This is a genomic window from Microbacterium wangyouchuni, from assembly GCF_051546305.1.
In the GTDB taxonomy this organism is placed as follows: Bacteria; Actinomycetota; Actinomycetes; order Actinomycetales; family Microbacteriaceae; genus Microbacterium.
Map to the genome: position 1 here is coordinate 591580 of NZ_JBPTMA010000002.1, position 16591 is coordinate 608170.

Annotated in this window: 17 protein-coding genes; 8 read left to right on the forward strand and 9 right to left on the reverse strand. The window is 64.1% G+C overall.

Annotated elements, in window-relative coordinates; all coding sequences use genetic code 11:
• Positions 1-2: 2 nt before the first annotated feature.
• Together ACSS7Z_RS06120 and ACSS7Z_RS06125 are read right to left on the reverse strand one after the other, a co-directional pair.
• The gene (locus ACSS7Z_RS06120) at positions 3-1520 is read right to left on the reverse strand and encodes an ABC transporter substrate-binding protein (protein WP_438253589.1); all 1518 of its coding nucleotides are present in this window, start codon (positions 1518-1520) and stop codon (positions 3-5) included.
• A 54-nt stretch (positions 1521-1574) separates the two neighbouring features.
• Positions 1575-2498 carry an alpha/beta fold hydrolase gene (locus ACSS7Z_RS06125; RefSeq protein ID WP_438253590.1) on the reverse strand — a complete coding sequence of 308 codons (924 nt, stop codon included), beginning with the start codon at positions 2496-2498 and terminating at the stop codon, positions 1575-1577.
• Positions 2499-2657: 159 nt separating this feature from the next.
• Here ACSS7Z_RS06125 and ACSS7Z_RS06130 point away from each other — a divergent pair, with 159 nt between their 5' ends.
• From ACSS7Z_RS06130 to ACSS7Z_RS06140, 3 genes are read left to right on the forward strand one after another with little or no spacing between them, the layout of a single operon-like run.
• Complete coding sequence (locus ACSS7Z_RS06130; protein ID WP_438253591.1) at positions 2658-3134, forward strand: carboxymuconolactone decarboxylase family protein; 477 nt, start codon at positions 2658-2660, stop codon at positions 3132-3134.
• Positions 3131-3853 carry a tyrosine-protein phosphatase gene (locus ACSS7Z_RS06135; protein WP_438253592.1) on the forward strand — a complete coding sequence of 241 codons (723 nt, stop codon included), beginning with the start codon at positions 3131-3133 and terminating at the stop codon, positions 3851-3853. The genes ACSS7Z_RS06130 and ACSS7Z_RS06135 overlap by 4 nt, the downstream gene beginning before the upstream one ends.
• Before the next feature lie 34 nt (positions 3854-3887).
• On the forward strand, positions 3888-4358 hold the full coding sequence (locus tag ACSS7Z_RS06140) for an SIP domain-containing protein (protein WP_438253593.1): 471 nt from the start codon (positions 3888-3890) through the stop codon (positions 4356-4358).
• Here the strand turns inward: ACSS7Z_RS06140 and ACSS7Z_RS06145 are convergent.
• Genes ACSS7Z_RS06145 through ACSS7Z_RS06160 form a run of 4 tightly spaced genes read right to left on the reverse strand, consistent with a single transcriptional unit; the run spans position 4316 to position 8494 of the window.
• Entirely contained in the window at positions 4316-4789 is a 474-nt protein-coding gene (locus tag ACSS7Z_RS06145) for a Fe-S oxidoreductase (RefSeq protein WP_438253594.1), read from the reverse strand. The two genes, ACSS7Z_RS06140 and ACSS7Z_RS06145, sit on opposite strands and share 43 nt — an antisense overlap.
• Complete coding sequence (locus tag ACSS7Z_RS06150; RefSeq protein WP_438253595.1) at positions 4786-5583, reverse strand: arginase family protein; 798 nt, start codon at positions 5581-5583, stop codon at positions 4786-4788. Before ACSS7Z_RS06150 ends, ACSS7Z_RS06145 begins: the two co-directional genes overlap by 4 nt.
• A gap of 60 nt (positions 5584-5643) precedes the next feature.
• Complete coding sequence (locus ACSS7Z_RS06155; protein ID WP_438253596.1) at positions 5644-6378, reverse strand: PspA/IM30 family protein; 735 nt, start codon at positions 6376-6378, stop codon at positions 5644-5646.
• A gap of 58 nt (positions 6379-6436) precedes the next feature.
• Positions 6437-8494: a TPM domain-containing protein gene (locus ACSS7Z_RS06160; protein WP_438253597.1), complete on the reverse strand. Its 2058-nt coding sequence runs from the start codon at positions 8492-8494 to the stop codon at positions 6437-6439.
• A 122-nt stretch (positions 8495-8616) separates the two neighbouring features.
• On the opposite strand from ACSS7Z_RS06160, the gene ACSS7Z_RS06165 reads away from it, so the two are divergent.
• The 3 genes from ACSS7Z_RS06165 to ACSS7Z_RS06175 are packed head-to-tail and all read left to right on the forward strand — an operon-like array spanning position 8617 to position 11016.
• Entirely contained in the window at positions 8617-9450 is an 834-nt protein-coding gene (locus ACSS7Z_RS06165; RefSeq protein WP_438253598.1) for a DUF3097 domain-containing protein, read from the forward strand.
• A 16-nt stretch (positions 9451-9466) separates the two neighbouring features.
• Positions 9467-10192, forward strand: coding sequence for a tRNA (guanosine(46)-N7)-methyltransferase TrmB (gene trmB / locus ACSS7Z_RS06170; protein ID WP_438253599.1), 726 nt, complete (start codon positions 9467-9469; stop codon positions 10190-10192).
• Entirely contained in the window at positions 10189-11016 is an 828-nt protein-coding gene (locus ACSS7Z_RS06175) for a CPBP family intramembrane glutamic endopeptidase (RefSeq protein ID WP_438253600.1), read from the forward strand. Before trmB ends, ACSS7Z_RS06175 begins: the two co-directional genes overlap by 4 nt.
• Positions 11017-11080: 64 nt before the next feature.
• Here ACSS7Z_RS06175 and ACSS7Z_RS06180 read toward each other — a convergent pair whose 3' ends face one another.
• Positions 11081-11707, reverse strand: a complete 627-nt coding sequence (locus ACSS7Z_RS06180) for a TetR/AcrR family transcriptional regulator (protein ID WP_438253601.1) — start codon at positions 11705-11707, stop codon at positions 11081-11083.
• A gap of 43 nt (positions 11708-11750) precedes the next feature.
• On the opposite strand from ACSS7Z_RS06180, the gene ACSS7Z_RS06185 reads away from it, so the two are divergent.
• Complete coding sequence (locus tag ACSS7Z_RS06185; RefSeq protein ID WP_438253602.1) at positions 11751-12623, forward strand: oxygenase MpaB family protein; 873 nt, start codon at positions 11751-11753, stop codon at positions 12621-12623.
• Positions 12620-14485, forward strand: coding sequence for a glycerophosphodiester phosphodiesterase (locus tag ACSS7Z_RS06190; protein WP_438253603.1), 1866 nt, complete (start codon positions 12620-12622; stop codon positions 14483-14485). The genes ACSS7Z_RS06185 and ACSS7Z_RS06190 overlap by 4 nt, the downstream gene beginning before the upstream one ends.
• On the opposite strand, the gene ACSS7Z_RS06195 is transcribed toward ACSS7Z_RS06190, so the two are convergent.
• Positions 14475-15101 (reverse strand): GyrI-like domain-containing protein, encoded by a 627-nt coding sequence (locus ACSS7Z_RS06195; RefSeq protein ID WP_438253604.1) that lies wholly within the window; start codon positions 15099-15101, stop codon positions 14475-14477. The genes ACSS7Z_RS06190 and ACSS7Z_RS06195 overlap by 11 nt on opposite strands.
• Positions 15102-15111: 10 nt before the next feature.
• Entirely contained in the window at positions 15112-16536 is a 1425-nt protein-coding gene (gene thrC / locus ACSS7Z_RS06200; RefSeq protein WP_438253605.1) for a threonine synthase, read from the reverse strand.
• Between the last annotated feature and the right edge of the window lie 55 nt (positions 16537-16591).

Here is a 16591-nt window from a genome sequence, read left to right on the forward strand (position 1 = left end):
GGCTATTCGGTGACGACGGTGACACCCGCGAGGTTGATTCGCGAGTTGATGGAGTCTTGCGGGAATCCGGATACGGTCGGGCGGACGGCAGTGATGGTCTCGCCGGTGTACAGCCAGTCTGCAGCGTGGTCCTCTGAGACGAGGCGTGCGGCTTCGGCCAGCAACTCGGCCGAGGCATCCTCATCGATCTCGGCAAGGGCCTCGGCGTAGAGCCGCTGAACCTCGGGGTTGTCGTAACCGAAGTAGTACGTCGGGTCAGCGAAGTTGCCGAAGTCGCGGGGCTCGACGTGCAGCACGAAACTGAGGTCGTAGTCGTGGTTGGTGTAGACATCCTCGAGCCAGGTGGGGAATTCGACCGGGTCGACTTCGAGCGTGACTCCGACCTTGGAGAAGTCAGACACGAGCACCTGCGGGACAGTGGTGCCGTAGAAGGACGGAATGGTCAACGTCAGATCGAGCGTTTCATGTCCGGCCTCGGCGAGCAGCTCTTTTGCGCGCTCCGGGTCGTAGGGTGCGACGTCGGACAGGTCTTCGTAACCGGGATCGAGTTCGGGAATCGGCCCGTACTGGGTGGTGCCGGCGCCGACCGCCTCGATAAGGCCCTCGTGATCGACGGCAAGGCGCAGTGCTTCGCGAACACGGATGTCATCCAAGGGAGCCTTGGCGTTGTTGAAGGCGAGGGTGGCCTTGTCGGTGGTGCGTCCCCGCGTCAGCAGGAACTCACCGGAGGATTCGAGTTCGGGTGCGAGGTTGGGATCGACGGCGGTGAGAACATCCAAGCTGCCGTCGAGCGCGGCATTGACGCCTGCCGTGAAGTCCGGGATGTACTCGAAGACGACCTCGGCGACGCCTGCCGGCTCGCCCCAGTACTCGTCGTATCGGGCGAAGGTGATCGAACTGCCCTTACTCCACTTCTGCAGTGTGAAGGGGCCGGTGCCGTTCTCCGCAGTCTGCATATCGGTGGTGTCCCCGGACTGGAATACGAGCCCCGCGGGACCGGTGAGTGCGAACAGGAAGTTCTGGTTCGGTTGCGTCAGCGTGATGACGACCGTGCTCGCATCAGGTGCCGTGACCGAGGCAACACCAGCGAAATCAGCGAAGCCCTGCATCGTTTCGTCGGCACGAACGGCCTCGAAGGAGGCCACGACATCTGCCGATGTGAGCGCGGTTCCGCTGTGGAAGGTGAGCCCCTCATTGAGCGTGAAGGTGTAGGTGAGTCCGTCGGGGGAGACCTCGTAGTCGGAGGCCAGGCGCGGTTCGATCGTGTTGTCCTGCGTGCGCGTGAGCAAGCCTTCATAGACGTTGTCGATGAGGACCTGTTCGATCGCCGCTCCGCTGGTGTGGCGGATATCGAGGTTCGTCGGCTCCAGGACGAGCCCGACGGTGAGCGTTGCGCTGGCATCCGGGACGCCGGTGGCGGTCTCGACCGGATCGGGTCCAGACCCGGCGCAGGCACTCAGGATGACGGCGGTGGCAGCGATGACCGAAATGACGGCTGCGCGTTTGGTGCGTCGGAACATGAAGGGCGAGATCCTCTCGGTGCGGCAGGTGCTGTGTGCCGATTCGGGTAGAGCCTAGAGCGTGGTGCGGTCAGCCAGTTCGCGAATGGCATCGGCGAGTTCTGCCGGGGCGGTTTCTTGCACGTTGTGGGTGGCGTCCATGGCAATGACCCGCGCTGCCGGCACCCGGCGTGCGAACTCCTCACCATCCGGCGCGGTGACGAAACCGGCGATCGCGCGCACGAGAGTGATGGGGGCTTGCACGGCGGCGAGGTCCTCCCACCCGGTCGGCGTGAGTACGGCGGGGGATACCGTGTCATCCGCAGAAGCGGCGATCGCCTGTGCGGCTAGATGAGCGAAGTGATGCTTCCACTCGATCCGGCCGTCCGGACGGACCCGGGTGTTCAGAAAGACACCGCGTTCGGTTTCGGCGCGTGTTCCGCCGAACCCCAGGGACATGGCGCGGTCAACAAGTTCGTCGCGGCTGGCGAAGTCGGTGGGGCCCTCGTAGAACTTGCGCAGTACGGTGGGGCCGGCCGAGGTATCGATTCCGGGGGTGATGTCGACGATCATCAGCTCGCGGACGAGATCCGGTCGGGCAGCGGCAACAGCCGCCGCGGTCAGACCGCCCAGCGACTGGCCCACGAGGACCTGGGGCTGGGTGGTCCATGTATCCAGGGCGGCGGTGATATCAGCGGCCAGCGTTCGGGCCGAGTAATCTGCATCGGTCCGCCAGCTGGAATCGCCGTGCCCGGTTAGATCAATGGCAAGCACCGGATGCTGGATGTGCAGTGTGGTCGTGTCCCAGGTATGAGCGTTGAGACCTGCGCCATGCAAGAGCGTGATGACGGGAGAACCTTCGCCGAACTTCAGGGCGCTGATCACGCGACCGTCGGCCAGAGCGAGGGTGAGCCGCGTCACTGACGGAGCCGTCACACCGAGAGCTTCGGCCTGGTGCGGAAGATAGCTGAACTCGTTGGTTTCTGTCGCCACGCCCATATTCTGACCCCCAAACCCGTGCAGTAAGAAATGCCGGAGCAGAATGCTCAGTAACAACGCAGGTTTACCGAGCGATATGCATTCTTCAAAAGAAGTTAGCTTGACATTATGCATTTCAACGCAGAACGGGATGCTGGTATCCCGTCCTATCATGGAGACATGAGTGAGACGCGCGTGCACCTGTCAAAAACCGAGCCGGCCGCTTATCGGGCACTGGACGCATTTTCGCAGACAGTCGGTGAGATCTGCGAGGCGAACGGAATCGATGACCGGCTGAAAGAGCTCGTGATGATCCACAGTTCGCAGCGCAACGGGTGCGCGTACTGCACGCGAGTGCATGTCGACCGCGCTGCCGAGGCGGGAATCGACCCGGACACCCTCGCGCAGCTGCCGGCGTGGCGCGAGAGCGGCGTGTTCTCCGATCGTGAGCGTGCAGCGCTCGAGCTGGCGGAAGCGTTCACCCACATTCATGACGGGGGCATCCCCGACGATGTCTACAACCGCGTCGGCAGTGTCTTCACCGAAAAGGAGTACGCGGCTCTGAGCTGGGCCTGCGTTTCCATTAACGCATTCAACCGGGTGGTGATCGCCGGCCGCTACCCGGTGCCGGCACGGGGGAAGCAGGCATCGGCGTGACGATCCTCGAAGTCGACGGCGTCTTCAACGTTCGCGATGTCGGCGGGATGCCCGCTGAGAGCGGACGCATCCGTACGGGCACGCTGCTGAGGTCGGGCAACCTCGTCCAAGCAACGGCGGTCGGTATCGCGGAGTTGGAGCGCCGGGTCACGCACATCGTCGACCTCCGTGATGGCCAAGAGGTCGCCACTGCGCCGTCGCCACCACTGTCGATGACCACAACCCACCTGCCGCTCTTTCTCGGGTCGGTGACGTCATTCTTCGAGGAGGACCTCAGTCTGGGGCAGATGTACCGCCAACTTGTCGAGGAGAGCGCTGCACGCATCGTGGATGCGATCCGGGTAATTGCGCAGAATGAATCGACCCTGGTGCACTGCACGGTCGGCAAGGATCGCACCGGTGTCACCGTCGCACTCGCTCTTGCGGCGGTCGGGGCGGACCGCGAAGCCGTTATCGCGGACTATGCGCTCACAGCGTCGCAACTGCCTGAGGAGCGCAACCGTCGAATCGTCACGTTCCTGCAGACGCAGCATCCGGAGGCACAGCACGCGCTCGCACTGGCGACGCTGTCCCCGGCTGAGGAGATGCGGGCGCTCTTGGATGAGGTGGATGCGCGGTGGGGATCGGCGGCCGAGTATCTGCTGGCGAATGGGATGGCGCACACCGATCTCATCGCGTTGCAGAAGACGCTCGTCGAAGAAGTCGCGCTACCAAGGTAAGGCAACCCTTCATTGGGTGTATGATGGAGGAATCATGACGGCATCCTCCATCGTTCGCAGCGGGCGCGCCCAGCGCCGGGCCGCACGGCTGAGCTCGCACCACCTGGTGACCGCAGACGAAAACTCGCTGCTGGACCTCGAGGTCTTCCTCAGCACTCTGCCGCTGTGCGCCTCCGGACGCGTCTTCATCGAAGTTCCGCACGCCGACGATATTGGATTCATCGAGGCTCCGGCCCGCATGACGGTGACTTGGCTGGCCCGCTCGTCGCGAACAGGTGCCCCGGGGACCGGTCGCACGTGCGCACCCGGCGCAGCGGTTGCGCGTGCTGCTACGGCATGGGCAGACGAGATGCTCTGCGACGACGAGCGTCCCACTCAGGTGACGTTGCTCGGCGGGTACCTCGGCACCGCTGACATCGTGGACCACCTCACCGGCACTCTTGCTGTTTCGGCCGCGCAGATTCAGGCTCCGGAGCGCTTCGGGCTGCTGCCCGCCGACCGCTGAGCACCGCGCACGTAGTTGCCGTCTTCCAGTCCTGCCTCGATCTCGAAGCGGTTGCGCAACGGGTCACGGCCGGCTAGCAGGTACAGCAACGGCATCAAGAAGCCATAGCGAAGCCATTGCGCCTTGTGGACGGCTTCATGGCGCAGCACAGCGTCGCTGGGATTGGCATCTCCGGTCAGGAAACAACCACCGACGCATACGCCGCCACGGTTGAACGTCCACTGCGGCATGCCGCGGAAGACCCACAGGCCCGCTCGACGCTCGACGGGTCCCGTGCTCCACAGCGTTCCCCAGGTCCAGCCAACGGCCGTGCCCCAGGCGTAGCCGATCCGGCTGATCGGCGAACGCAGCAGGAAGGACGGGATGCGGCGATCAAAGCGTCGTCCGCGCGCAAGCGCAGCTTCAGCCGCGGGGCGCCAATCAGCGCTCACGCGATCGCACCGATGAGCCGCAGAATAGTGCCGAGATCGTCGACGGCATCTACGGGCGATCGCGGCGCAAACCCTGCGATTGTCGCCCCGGCCAAATCAAAGCGTCCGCGTAGGGCGCGCAGCGCATCGGTGAGCGCCGCGGTGCCGGCGCCGAACGGTGTTGCCGTCGACACACCGGTGATTTCGGCAGGGTCGAGTACATCGACATCGATGTGCACCCAGACCCGCTTGGCTCCGGTGGCTGCCACGGCGTCGGCCAGGGCATCCGCATTTTCGAGTTCTCGGACGCTCACCTGGGTGAGTCCGGCAAGCTGTGTCTCTTCTGCGTCGTCGAGCGCGCGGGCGCCGACGACGACGACGCGATCTTTCGCGATTGCGGGGGAGAGCGCGAGCTGCCCCTCGCCCTCACCGATGATGCTGCGCAGTGCCATGCCCGAGTACGCACCCGAGGGTGATGTGTCCGGGGCATGCAGGTCAGGATGTGCGTCGCACCAGACGACGGCGACGTCATCGTGATCGATCGCGCTCAGCGCGGCGGCAGTGACGCTGCAGTCTCCGCCGATGACGATCGTTTCCGGCGTCATCGCATCGGCGATGAGCGCACGAACGCGCAGCAGAGAGCTCAACCGATGCACTCCGGTTCCCAGTGAGTCACCAGCCTCGACCGGCACATCGAGAACCGTCGTGGCCGTGCGGGGCAGGTCACCGGCGATGGCTGATGCCCCGTCGATGAGGAGCATTGCCCGCGCAGACGGCGATCCCTGCCACTGCGGTACTACAAGAAAACGGGCCACGTCAATCTCCAAAGAATAAGACGGGTGCCCGGGACGCCGACATCCCAGGCACCCGGAGTCTCAGGACTCGAGCTGCGACTGCGAAGTGCCGGCCTTGAGCTCGGCCAGACGCGCCTCGACCTCGGTGAGCTCACCGAGGTCTTCCAGGCTCTCGAACTGGGCGTCGAGGCTGGACGCCGCCAGCTCGATCTTGCCCTGGGCGAGGGCCTCCTGGCGACGAACCTTGTCTTCGAAACGACCCAGTTCGCTGGTGGGGTCAAGCACGTTGATGGACGAGACGGCATCCTGCACCTTGGTCTGTGCTTCGGCGACCTTGGCCCGAGCCAGCAGTTCGCTGCGCTTGTTCTTCAGCTCGCCGAGCTTGTCCTTCATCCCGTTCAGGCCGCTCTTGAGCTTGTCGACGACCTCGGTCTGCGCGGCAATCGTCGGCTCGGCACCGGTGGCCTCACGCTCGGCGCTGATCTGGCGCTGCAGCGCGATCTTCGCCAGGCTGTCGAACTTGTCAGCATCCGCCGATTCGCCGGCACCGCGCAGCTCATCTGCCTTACGGCTCGCGGCGAGCGCCTTGTTTCCCCAGTTCCTCGCGGACTGCACATCTTCCTCGTGGTCGCGCTCGAGCAGACGCAGATTGCCGATGGTCTCGGCGATGGCGGCCTCAGCGTCGGCGACGTTGTTCGTGTAGTCGCGGACGAGCTGGTCGATCATCTTCTGCGGGTCTTCCGCGGAATCGATGAGCGAGTTGATGTTGGCCTTCATGAGGGTCGAGATGCGGCCGAAGATGGACTGCTTGGTCATGGTGTTTCCTTTCGGTTGGAATGTCGAAGTCAGGTCAAGTCAAGGACGAAGCACGTTATTAGAAGCGGCCCCCGCCGGAGCGCCCGCTGCGGCCGCCGCCGCCGCGACTGCCGCCGCCGCTCCGACTGCCACCGCCGAAGCCCGAGCTGCGGAATCCACTGCTGCTGCTGGAGCGCCAACTGCTGCGACCAGACGAGGATCGGCCGCCACCGCCGCCGCCGGAGAGCAGGCCACCGATGATGCCGCCGAGGATATCGCCGCCGATTCCTGAACTGGAAGAGTGGGATGATCCGCCGAAGAATCCACCGCCGAAGCCGCTGTCGTACTGACTATGGCTGTAACTGTTGATATCGGACTGAGCCGTGGACTGCGCCTGCCGAGCGAGGGAGAGCGCACGCTGTGCCTCGCTCAGCGCCGCCTGCGGGTCGCTGTGTTCGAGCGTGTGGGCATGCGTGAGGGAAGCCTCAGCCTGGGAGAGGCGAGTTCGGGCGGTGGATCCCACGGTGCCGCGACGCGTCTGGATGAAGTCCCGGGTGCCGCGCACCTGGGAATCGGCCTGGGTCAGCGTCTGCTGAAGCATCAACTGAGCACGGCGAGTGCGTTCAACGTTTTCACGGCCCTGGGCGATAGCGGCATCGATCTGCGCGTTCGCTGCGGTCAGAGCGTCAAGAACACGCTGGGGGTTGCGTGCGGGACCGGCAAGATCTGCCTCAGCCTGTTGCAACTGGGTAGTCGTCGCAGTCATGGCCGCAGAGATCGCGCCCGAAGCGTCGGGCAGCTGTTGAGCGGCAGCGAGGTCGCTCTTCAGCTCGATGATCAGCGCTGTGGACTGCCGCTCGCTTTCGGCGAGCTCTGTACCGAGTGCAGCTATAGCGTTCGCCAACTGCGCGGCCTGGGCCGCCGCCTGCTCTGCCGTGCGAATGGCAAAAGCGGCCTCGCCGTTGCTGCCCGCAGCAAGAGCTGATGTTGCGGCTTCGATCGAGTGGTCTGCCAGATCTGCGCGCTCTCGCGCCTCGGCCGGATTATCTGAGATCGCGCCGAGCGCTTCGGGGGCGTAGGCAGCGGCAAGCGCAGCCAGCGCAGCGGAGGCGCCAGTCACGAGCGGTTCAACCTGTGCTCGTTCGGCGCGAACTCGCTCGAGTTCTTGCGGCGCATTCTGCTCGAGCTTGCGCAGCGCGTCGAAAGCTTCGGTGTTGTCATCGAGGACGTCATCGATCTCATCGCACAGCTGGATGATGCGAATATGCCAGGCGCGACGCTCGTGGATGGTGTCTTCGATCTCGTCATCGAGCTTCTGTTTGAGATCGAACGCCTGAGACATCTTCTGCTGGGCGGATTCGATCGCCCCGCTGAATGCTGCCGTTGCTCCCTCGCCGTACTGGGCGACAGCGAAGCCCAGTTCTTCTCGGCTGGAGGTGATCGCGTCGTCTGCCTGCACGAGCGCGGATCCGGCTTCAGTCTCGACCTGCTCGTCGGTCATGGTGGAGAAGGGATCGTTCGGGTCCGGCTTTTCGGGCATGGCCCCACGCCGCCGGATCTCCGCATTCTTCCTGGCACGCCGAATGAGCGCGATAACGAGCCAGGCCACGAGCGCGAGAGCGACGATCCCGGCGAAGATCAGCACGCCTCGCAGCATGCCTGCGCCACCGTCGCCCTGAATCTCATCGGCGGCGAGGATAATCGCGCCGTCCCAATCCTTTGCCGCGAGCAGTGGTTGGATCGCGTCTTCGATGTTGCTGAGCTTGCCCTCACTGAGCGGCCCACCCTGTGCGGCCGAGATGTAAAAGGCGCGGCCCTCGACTGCGACGGCGAGCAGGTACTGCTCGGGGCCCAGATTGTTGCGGTCAGCCACGTTGTCAGCCCATACGACGTGGTCGGACGGAGAGGTGAACTCGTCCACGAGGACCACGAAAAGGTCGGCGGTGGAGTTCTCCGTGAGCTCCTGCAAACGCTCCTCGGTCGCCTGCTTCTCGCCCGCGCTGAGCACACCAGCGCTGTCGGTCACGTACCCGGGATCGAGTGGCAGCGGATCGGTGGCATGGGCTGCGGGGGCGGTCAATGCACCCAAGAGCATCGCGGACGTGATTACGGCCGTAGTCCGCCACCTCGTCTTCATCGTGTTCCCTCCGAGTGGCAGCCGTGCGTCATGCCACGAGTCTATGCAAACAGTCAGACACGCGACAGCATCAACCGGCGGATCGCCGTTCGCCATCAGCGCAGACACATACGCTGGAGGGCATGGAAGACATGTACGGCTCTGATGTGCTGGCGGCGGGATGGCGAGAGCGCGGCGCCAAGAAGGTTCCGGACGTCGCAGCCGAACGCGACCTGGTCGTCGAGGTCGCCATCGACGGATACTGCGGCGCGGTGACGCGGGTGCAGAGCGGACACGTTGAGCTGGAGGATTACCGCGGGCGCAAGCGGCTCTTTCCCCTCGGCGGAGGATTCCTCATCGACGGCGAGCCGGTTCGGCTCACCCCTCCCGCACCCGTGAAACAGGCGATCAAGCGCACAGCATCCGGATCGTTCGTTGCCGACGACCAGCGCGCGCGTGTTGCGCTGCCCAGCCGCATCCTCGTCGAGGGCAAGCACGACGCCGAGTTGGTTGAGAAGGTATGGGGCGCGGATCTGCGTGCGGAGGGCGTGGCTGTCGAGTTTCTGCAGGGTGCTGATCTTCTCGACGAGCTGCTCGCGAGCGAGCCGCCCAGTGCGACCCGTCGCTACGGGGTTCTGCTAGATCATCTCGTGCCCGGATCGAAGGAGTCGCGCCTTGCGGATGCTGTCCGGCGCGGCCCGCACGGTGCGCATGTGCGCATCGTCGGGCATCCTTTCATCGATGTCTGGCAGTGTGTGACGCCGAAGACGCTGGGCATCGCGCGTTGGCCGGAGATTCCACGCGGCACCGACTGGAAGACCGGGATCTGCCGAGCATTCGGCTGGCCGTACCAGGAGCAGGGCGACACCGGACGCGCCTGGCAGCACATCCTGAGCAAAGTGACCTCCTATCGCGATCTCGAACCCGCGCTGCTCGGTCGGGTCGAGGAACTGATCGACTTCGTGACGGTGCCCTGACAGTTAAGCTGGAGGTATGTCTGAACCGCGCACTTTCCGTGATGAACCGGTCTCTTTCGTACGGCGGAGCGGACGGATGTCTGAGGCTCAAGACCGCGCGTTCGATGAGCTTGCACCGCAGTATCTGATCGAGGTTCCGCGCGGTGATGCATCAACGAGTGTGCATCCGGAAGCACGGATGGACCCCACCGCCGTGTACGGCCGGCAGGCACCGCTGATCGTCGAGATCGGCTCGGGCCAGGGACATGCGATCATCTCGGCCGCGTCGTCTCGGCCCGGTGATGACTTTCTCGCCGTTGAGGTCTTCCGGGCCGGTCTTGCCCGCACGATGCTCGATGCGGACAAGGCCGATGTACGCAATCTGCGCCTGATCGAGGCCAACGCTCCCGAGGTGCTCGCATCGTTCTTACCGGTGGGCGCTGCTGCGGAGGTGTGGATCTTCTTCCCCGACCCGTGGCACAAAAAGCGTCACACCAAAAGGCGCCTGGTTCGGCCCGGGTTCGGAGAGGGCGCGGCTCGTGCCCTTGCCGACGGCGCGCTGCTGCGGCTGGCGACGGACTGGGAAGAGTACGCGCTGCAGATGCGTGTGGTTCTGGACGCCGACCCACTGTTCGAGCGGGCCTTCGAGGGGGAGTGGGCTGCGCGCTTCGAAGGACGCGTCATGACCGCCTTCGAGCGCAAAGGACTAGGCAAGGGACGAGACATCCGCGACCTGGTCTACCGCAGACGGCCTCGTCCGTGAACGGCTCTGTGCGTGTCTCGGCGCCGAGCATCACAGCCGCGGCTCTGGTGTGCCTGGCAGCTCCGGCGTTCTTCGTCGCGGAGTGGAGCCTGCTGGGGTGGATCCTGCTCGCCCTGGGCATCGGCGTGAGTTGGCTGAGCGAACGGCGAATGAGCACAGCATCCGGCCCATCGCTGACGCGCGATCTGTCGCTGATCGCCCTGGGCCTGCTCATCGTCAGTGTCATCCCGCTGGCGGCCGAACTCGACAACCTGGCCATGCTGCGCTTCACGCTCGCCCTCGGCGGTGCGGTAGTCGTGCCGTACCTGGTCTCGCGGTTCGTGTACCGCGACCGAGCCATCAGTTTCCCCTGGCGCACCGGCAAACGCTGGGGAAGGCTGCAATGGGGGTGGCTGATCGCCGTGCTGGTGCTCGGTTGGCTGATCCTGCCGTTCTACTTCATCACCAGCGGCGTCTACCAGAACTGGCCGGTCGTCGACTCGCCTGAGCTGATCGCGCGCCTGTTCGTCGGGGTGGGGGCGGTCGGCATCTGGGATGAGCTGTTCTTCATCTGCACGGTGTTCGCGCTGCTGCGTCGGCACTTTCCCAACGCGCTGGCGAATGTGCTGCAGACGATTGTGTTCGTCTCGTTCCTGTGGGAACTCGGCTACCGCGAGTGGGGGCCGCTGCTGACGATCCCCTTCGCTCTGCTGCAGGGATACATCTTCCTGCGGACGCATTCGCTTGCATACGTCGTGACCGTGCACCTGCTGTTCGACGCTGTGGTGTTCGCGGTGCTGGTGCACGCGCACAATCCGGGGATGCTGCCGATCTTCCTGGTCTGAGCCTGGTGTGCACGCCGCAATGCTCGCGGCAGTGCTGGTTCTTGTGCTGTCGAACGTGCCCGCCTCAGCGCGCGGTCAGACGACTGATATCGGCGATCGCCTTCTCGAAGGCGGGGATCGAGAGCGTCACATCGGTGGGTCCGGAGGCTTCGCTGACGATGGCCATGAAAGCGCCCATGACCATAGAGACGGTCAGTGTCGCCTCACGCGCCGCTGTGTCGTCTGGGATGACCCGCCGCGAGGGCAAGGAGAGCAACCAGTGCTCTGCAACGGCGGTCAACTGGGTGCTGATCGGGCCGAACTGTGCGAACAGCGTGGCTTGCGTGTCCGGCTGCTCGGCGAGCAGTCGCGCACGCCCTGCCGCCACAACAGGGTTCACCTGCGCGTGCGGAAGGGAAGCGAGGACAACCATGAACAAGGCGGTCGTGTTCCTCGCACTGGTGTCCGCCATCAGCAGATCGAGAGCCTGATCGTGCGGAAGTAGATTGAGGGGACGGCCGAAGATGGCCGCCTCGCGAGATGCCGCGTAGTTGAAAAATGTGCTGCGTGAGACGTCGGCTCGTTCGCAGATATCGGGCACGGTGATTGCAGCGTGACCGCGCTCAAGCGCGAGGGAGATGGCAGCTTCTTCGATCGCGTTTTCTGTCTCGCGCTTCTTGCGTTCACGGCGTCCCGGTTCCTGTGCCATCATGAACCAAGTCTAACTTTGGACTGAGTGCAAGAGTAGGAGCTCCATGAGTGTTCAGGATCCCGCGGCCGTCGCAGATGTCGGAACCGCGCATGACGGATATTTCGCTCCCGACAGCATCTCCTGGCGAGTGTTCGCCGACCCGGTATCGAAACTGGGCGGCATGGCAGCGTTGCTGCTGCAGGCGCTCAACCCGCACATGATGCGCGTCTTCTACAACGCGACCGAGTCGCACAGTGATTCGGCGGGCCGTGATGAACGCACTGGCCGATACTTCGAAACTGTAATCTTCGGCGACCGCGCACACGCGGATGCCGCGTCGGCCTCGGTGCGAAGAATGCACGTGCATGCCACGTGGACGGACGCCGCCACGGGTGAAGTCTTGCGCGCCGACAAGCCGGAGTGGTTGGCCTGGACGCACAACACCTTCGTATACGCGCTGTTGCGCGCATCGCAGGAGTTCGGCGTCGAGATCACCCCTGCCGAAGCTGACCAATTCATCGTCGAGCAACACGTGGCCGCGCGCCTGATCGGTATCGAAGACGAAGCGCTGCTGCCCTCGAACGCACAAGAACTGCAGGAGTACATCGACGGCCAGACGCACTGGCTCGCCCTCGGGATCGAGGCTGCGGAAGTGACTCGAAACCTCCGCAAACCAGCGCTCCGCGGCAATCCGCTGAAGGTGTGGACCGGGGTGATCGTGCAGGACGGCGTGTTGCATCTGCTTCCCGATTGGGCACGGCTGCTGTACGGAATCGAGGGGCGCCCGATGAATCTGCGCAAAGCAGCGCGCACCACCAAGCACCTCATGGCCGGGGCACGGAAATCAAAAACGTATAAGCAGCTTGTCGACGAAGCATCCTCTCGCGTGCAGTATCACCCGTACCGCAAAGTGCGCACTCGCGTCGCAGCGCAATGACCGACCACACGGTGCAAGCGGAGGCGAGCGAGAGGACTGTTTCGCAGGGCGCCTATCGGAACCTTCTCGGTGCTGCATGGCAGGTTGTGCGCCGCGGCGGCTGGCGTCTGGCCTCGGTGTATCTGGTCGGCCAGCTGATCGTTGCGGTGATCGCCGCACCGGTGCTGCATTGGCTGTTCGCTGAGGCGTTGCGCGCGGCGGGGCTCAGCGGCGTCGAGATTGCTGCCCTCCCGCGACTTATCGAGGCCCCGTTGTCGGCCGGCCTCATTCTCATCGTGGTCATTGTCGGCTTCCTGGTGCTGTCACTGCAGTTCCTCGTACTCGTCGTCGCGGTGCAACGCGTACAGGCGGGAGAGCGCCTCCTCAGTCGCGATGCGCTGACGCACGTGGCTTCGCTCGCACGGAAGCTCCTGCGGCCTAGCTCACTTGCGCTGTTGCCCTACCTGTTTCTGCTGCTTCCGCTGGGCGGGATCGGCTTCCTCTCCGTGCTCTCGCAGGCGATCACGATTCCGTCCTTCATCTCCGGTGAGCTCGTAAAGACGACCGCGGGCATGATCGGTTACCTCGTTTTTCTCCTCGTGCTCCTCACGCTGAATGTGCGGTTCGCCCTGGCCGTTCCGCTGTTCGCAATGACCGACGCCACGGGCGGGCGCGCCCAGCGCCGCAGCTGGCGACTCATGCGCGGCCACGGCATCACACTCACACTGCTTGTTGCCACGGTACTCATCGCCGGCGCGCTGGCAGGTGCGGTGCTCGTCGCCGTCGGGCTTGCGCCTGTCGCGCTTACAGATATGTTTGCGCCGTCCGCATCTCCTGCCGTCGCCGCGGTGATGCTCGCCCTCACACAGGCATGCGCATTGACCATCATCGGTATGGGCGGCGTCATGATTGTGTCCATCGTGGTGACGCTAACCCGCATCGTCGTGCCGGATGCCTCTCGAGTGTCAGATGCCGAGGCCGCAGCCGTCGCTGATTCCGAGAAGGAGCAACCTCAGCCGCGAAGAGCACTGATCGCGGTTCTGTGCGCGGCAGCGTTGATCGCCGGATTGAGCGTTGTGAACCTGCCGCTTATGAATGCACTGTCGCGGGCGCCGGATACCCTTGTGATCGCACACCGCGGTTACACCGCCGAGGCAGTGGAGAACACGCTGTCGTCGCTGGAAGCCGCGCGTGAGGTAGGCGCTGACTTCGTGGAGATGGACGTCATGGAGACCGCGGATAGGCAGTTCGTGGTCATGCATGATGCGAACCTCAGCCGGCTCGCAGATCACGACAGTGCGGTCAGCGAGCTCACCCTGGATGAGTTGAGCGCGCTCACTGTTCACGACACACAGGGCAACAGCGACCGCATTCCGTCCCTCGAGGAGTACGTGCTCGTGGCCAAAGACATCGAACAGCCTTTGCTGATCGAGATTAAACTCCACGGCGCCGAGACACCGGATCTGGTGCCGCGGCTGGTGCAAGAGCTTGAGTCACTGGGGGTGCTCGAGGACAACATCTACCACTCGCTCGACGGCCCGACGGTCGAAGAACTCAAGCGGGTGCGGCCGAACCTCACCGTAGGGCTCACGATGGCGCTGGCTGGCATGGGAGTGCCGCAGACCTCAGCGGATTTCCTCGTAATGGAGGAGTGGTCGTTCACCGATGAGATGCGTGATGCCGCGCATGCGGCGGGTCTTGGCGCGATGGCATGGACAGTGAACGATGAGCAGCGCATCCGCGATCTGATGCGCGATGACATCGATGGGGTCATCACCGATGTGGCCGCCGAAGCGCTCGATGCTCGCACGCAGATGCAACAGTCGACAGGGCTCGCAGACGTGTTCTTCGATGCGATCATGCGTTACATCGTTATCTTCTGAGTCGTCGGACCGGCTGACGCAGCAACGTACGGCGTTTGGCAGGATCGCCTCTGCGCGGGTCGCTGAAGTAGATCTCGTGGTGCTTGCCGGTCAGGCTCAGCCTGTTCAGCGGGATGAACGAATCGTGCATCTCAGCGAGTACCGGTGCCTCATCGTCGAAGGCACCCACGTGCAGCGTCTGAACGCACAGACCCTCGCTGAACGAGCCGAATCGCACCTCATCGAACCGCCTGCCGGGGTTTTTCGCTGTGACTCTGGCGACAGCATCCGCGAAGTGTTCGTGGTCGATCCAATCGGGCTGCATGATCATCATCGTCCAATCCCATTGCGACTTATCGCGTGAGGACGTGAACGCGGCATGATCGTCCGCCGACCACAGCCCCTCCAACGGCATGACCGTGTAGTCGCGGCCGAGGGTGTTCTTGCTGGTGAACTTCAGCGTATACGCGATCGGAAACAGCGCCTCGACGGCGCTGGCGAACTCAGGGGAGGTGTTCGGGTCGCCGTGACCGTCGATCATCAGGTAACGCAGGGACGGCACCTCGACGATGTCGAAGCGGCCCCTGCGTGCCGAATACGCCCCGATCTGCTTCTTGAAGTCGACCTTGGCGTTCATGCGCGGCAGTTTAGCTCAGCGCGTGCTCGGAGATGAAGGCCCGGAGCTGCTGCTCGTCATCGGGCATCTCGATCACACGCTGCGGTGCATCCAGCAGCGCCTGAGTATCGGCATCCGGCTCGTCCGTGGTGCCCAGAGCCTCAGCGATGAGATCGGCGAACTTCGCCGGCTTCGCCGTTTCGAGGACGAGCATGGGGACGCCATCCTCGACGTGGTCACGCGCGACCTTTGCACCATCGGCGGTGTGCGGGTCGAGGATGACACTGCTGTTCGCCGAGAAGTCACGGATCGTCGAGAGACGATCGGCATGCGTACTGGTGCCGCTGACCAGACCAAACTCGTCCGCGAACCGGCTGAGTTCGCCGGACAGGTCGATCTCGTCGCGTTCTTCGAGTTCGTGCCAGGCCGCCGCGGTGCGCTCCGGGTCGCGACCCAGCAGATCGAAGACGAAACGCTCAAGGTTCGAAGCGCGCGAGACGTCCATCGACGGGCTCGACGTCGCCAGTGTGTTCTCGGCGCTGCGCGGTCGGTAGTGCCCGGTGCGGAAGAACTCATCGAGCACGTTGTTCTCGTTCGACGCGAGTACGAGCTTGCGGATCGGGATCCCCATGCTCTTCGCATAGTGACCGGAGAGGATATTGCCGAAGTTGCCGGATGGAACTGCGAAGGAGACAGCGAAATCTGCTCGCTCGCTCTCCGAGAGACCGTCAGTGACACGCAGCCACGCCCACACGTAGTAGGCGATCTGCGCCGAGATACGACCGAAGTTGATCGAGTTCACCGCGCCGAGACTGTGGGCGCGCTTGAAATCAAGGTCTGTCGAGAGGCGCTTGACCAAGTTCTGACAGTCGTCGAAGACGCCTTCCACAGCAATGTTGTGCACGTTCTCGTCCTGCAGCGAGTACATCTGCGCACGCTGGAATGCGCTCATCCGGCCCTGCGGGGAAAGCATGAAGATCGACACGCGCTCGCGTCCGCGCAGAGCATGCTCCGCTGCGGATCCGGTATCGCCCGAGGTCGCCCCGAGGATGTTCAGCACGCGGTCGTTCTTCTCGAGCACGTACTCGAGCGCCTCGCCGAGGAACTGCATCGCCATGTCCTTGAACGCGAGAGTCGGGCCCTCGGACAGTCCGACCAGAGTCATGCCCTCGCCGATCTCGGTCAACGGGACGATCTCGTCAACGGCGAACTTACCGCCGCCGTAGGCCGCATCGCATAGCCGGGCGAGGTCTTCTCGGGGGATGTCGGTGGCGAACAACCCGATAACCTCGGTGGCCAGCTGCGGATAGGTCAGCAGGCGCAGCCGTTCGAGGTCGTCACCGGTGAGCTGCGGAAGGCGCTCGGGGACGGCGAGGCCGCCGTTGGGGGCGAGACCCTCGAGCAGGACATCGCAGAACTGTCCGAGTGAGCCGCCGCGTGTGGAGATGAACTGCAAGTCTCAAACCTCGATTGTGCTGGGGGACGGAGTCGCTTCCATCGTAGAGCGTGGA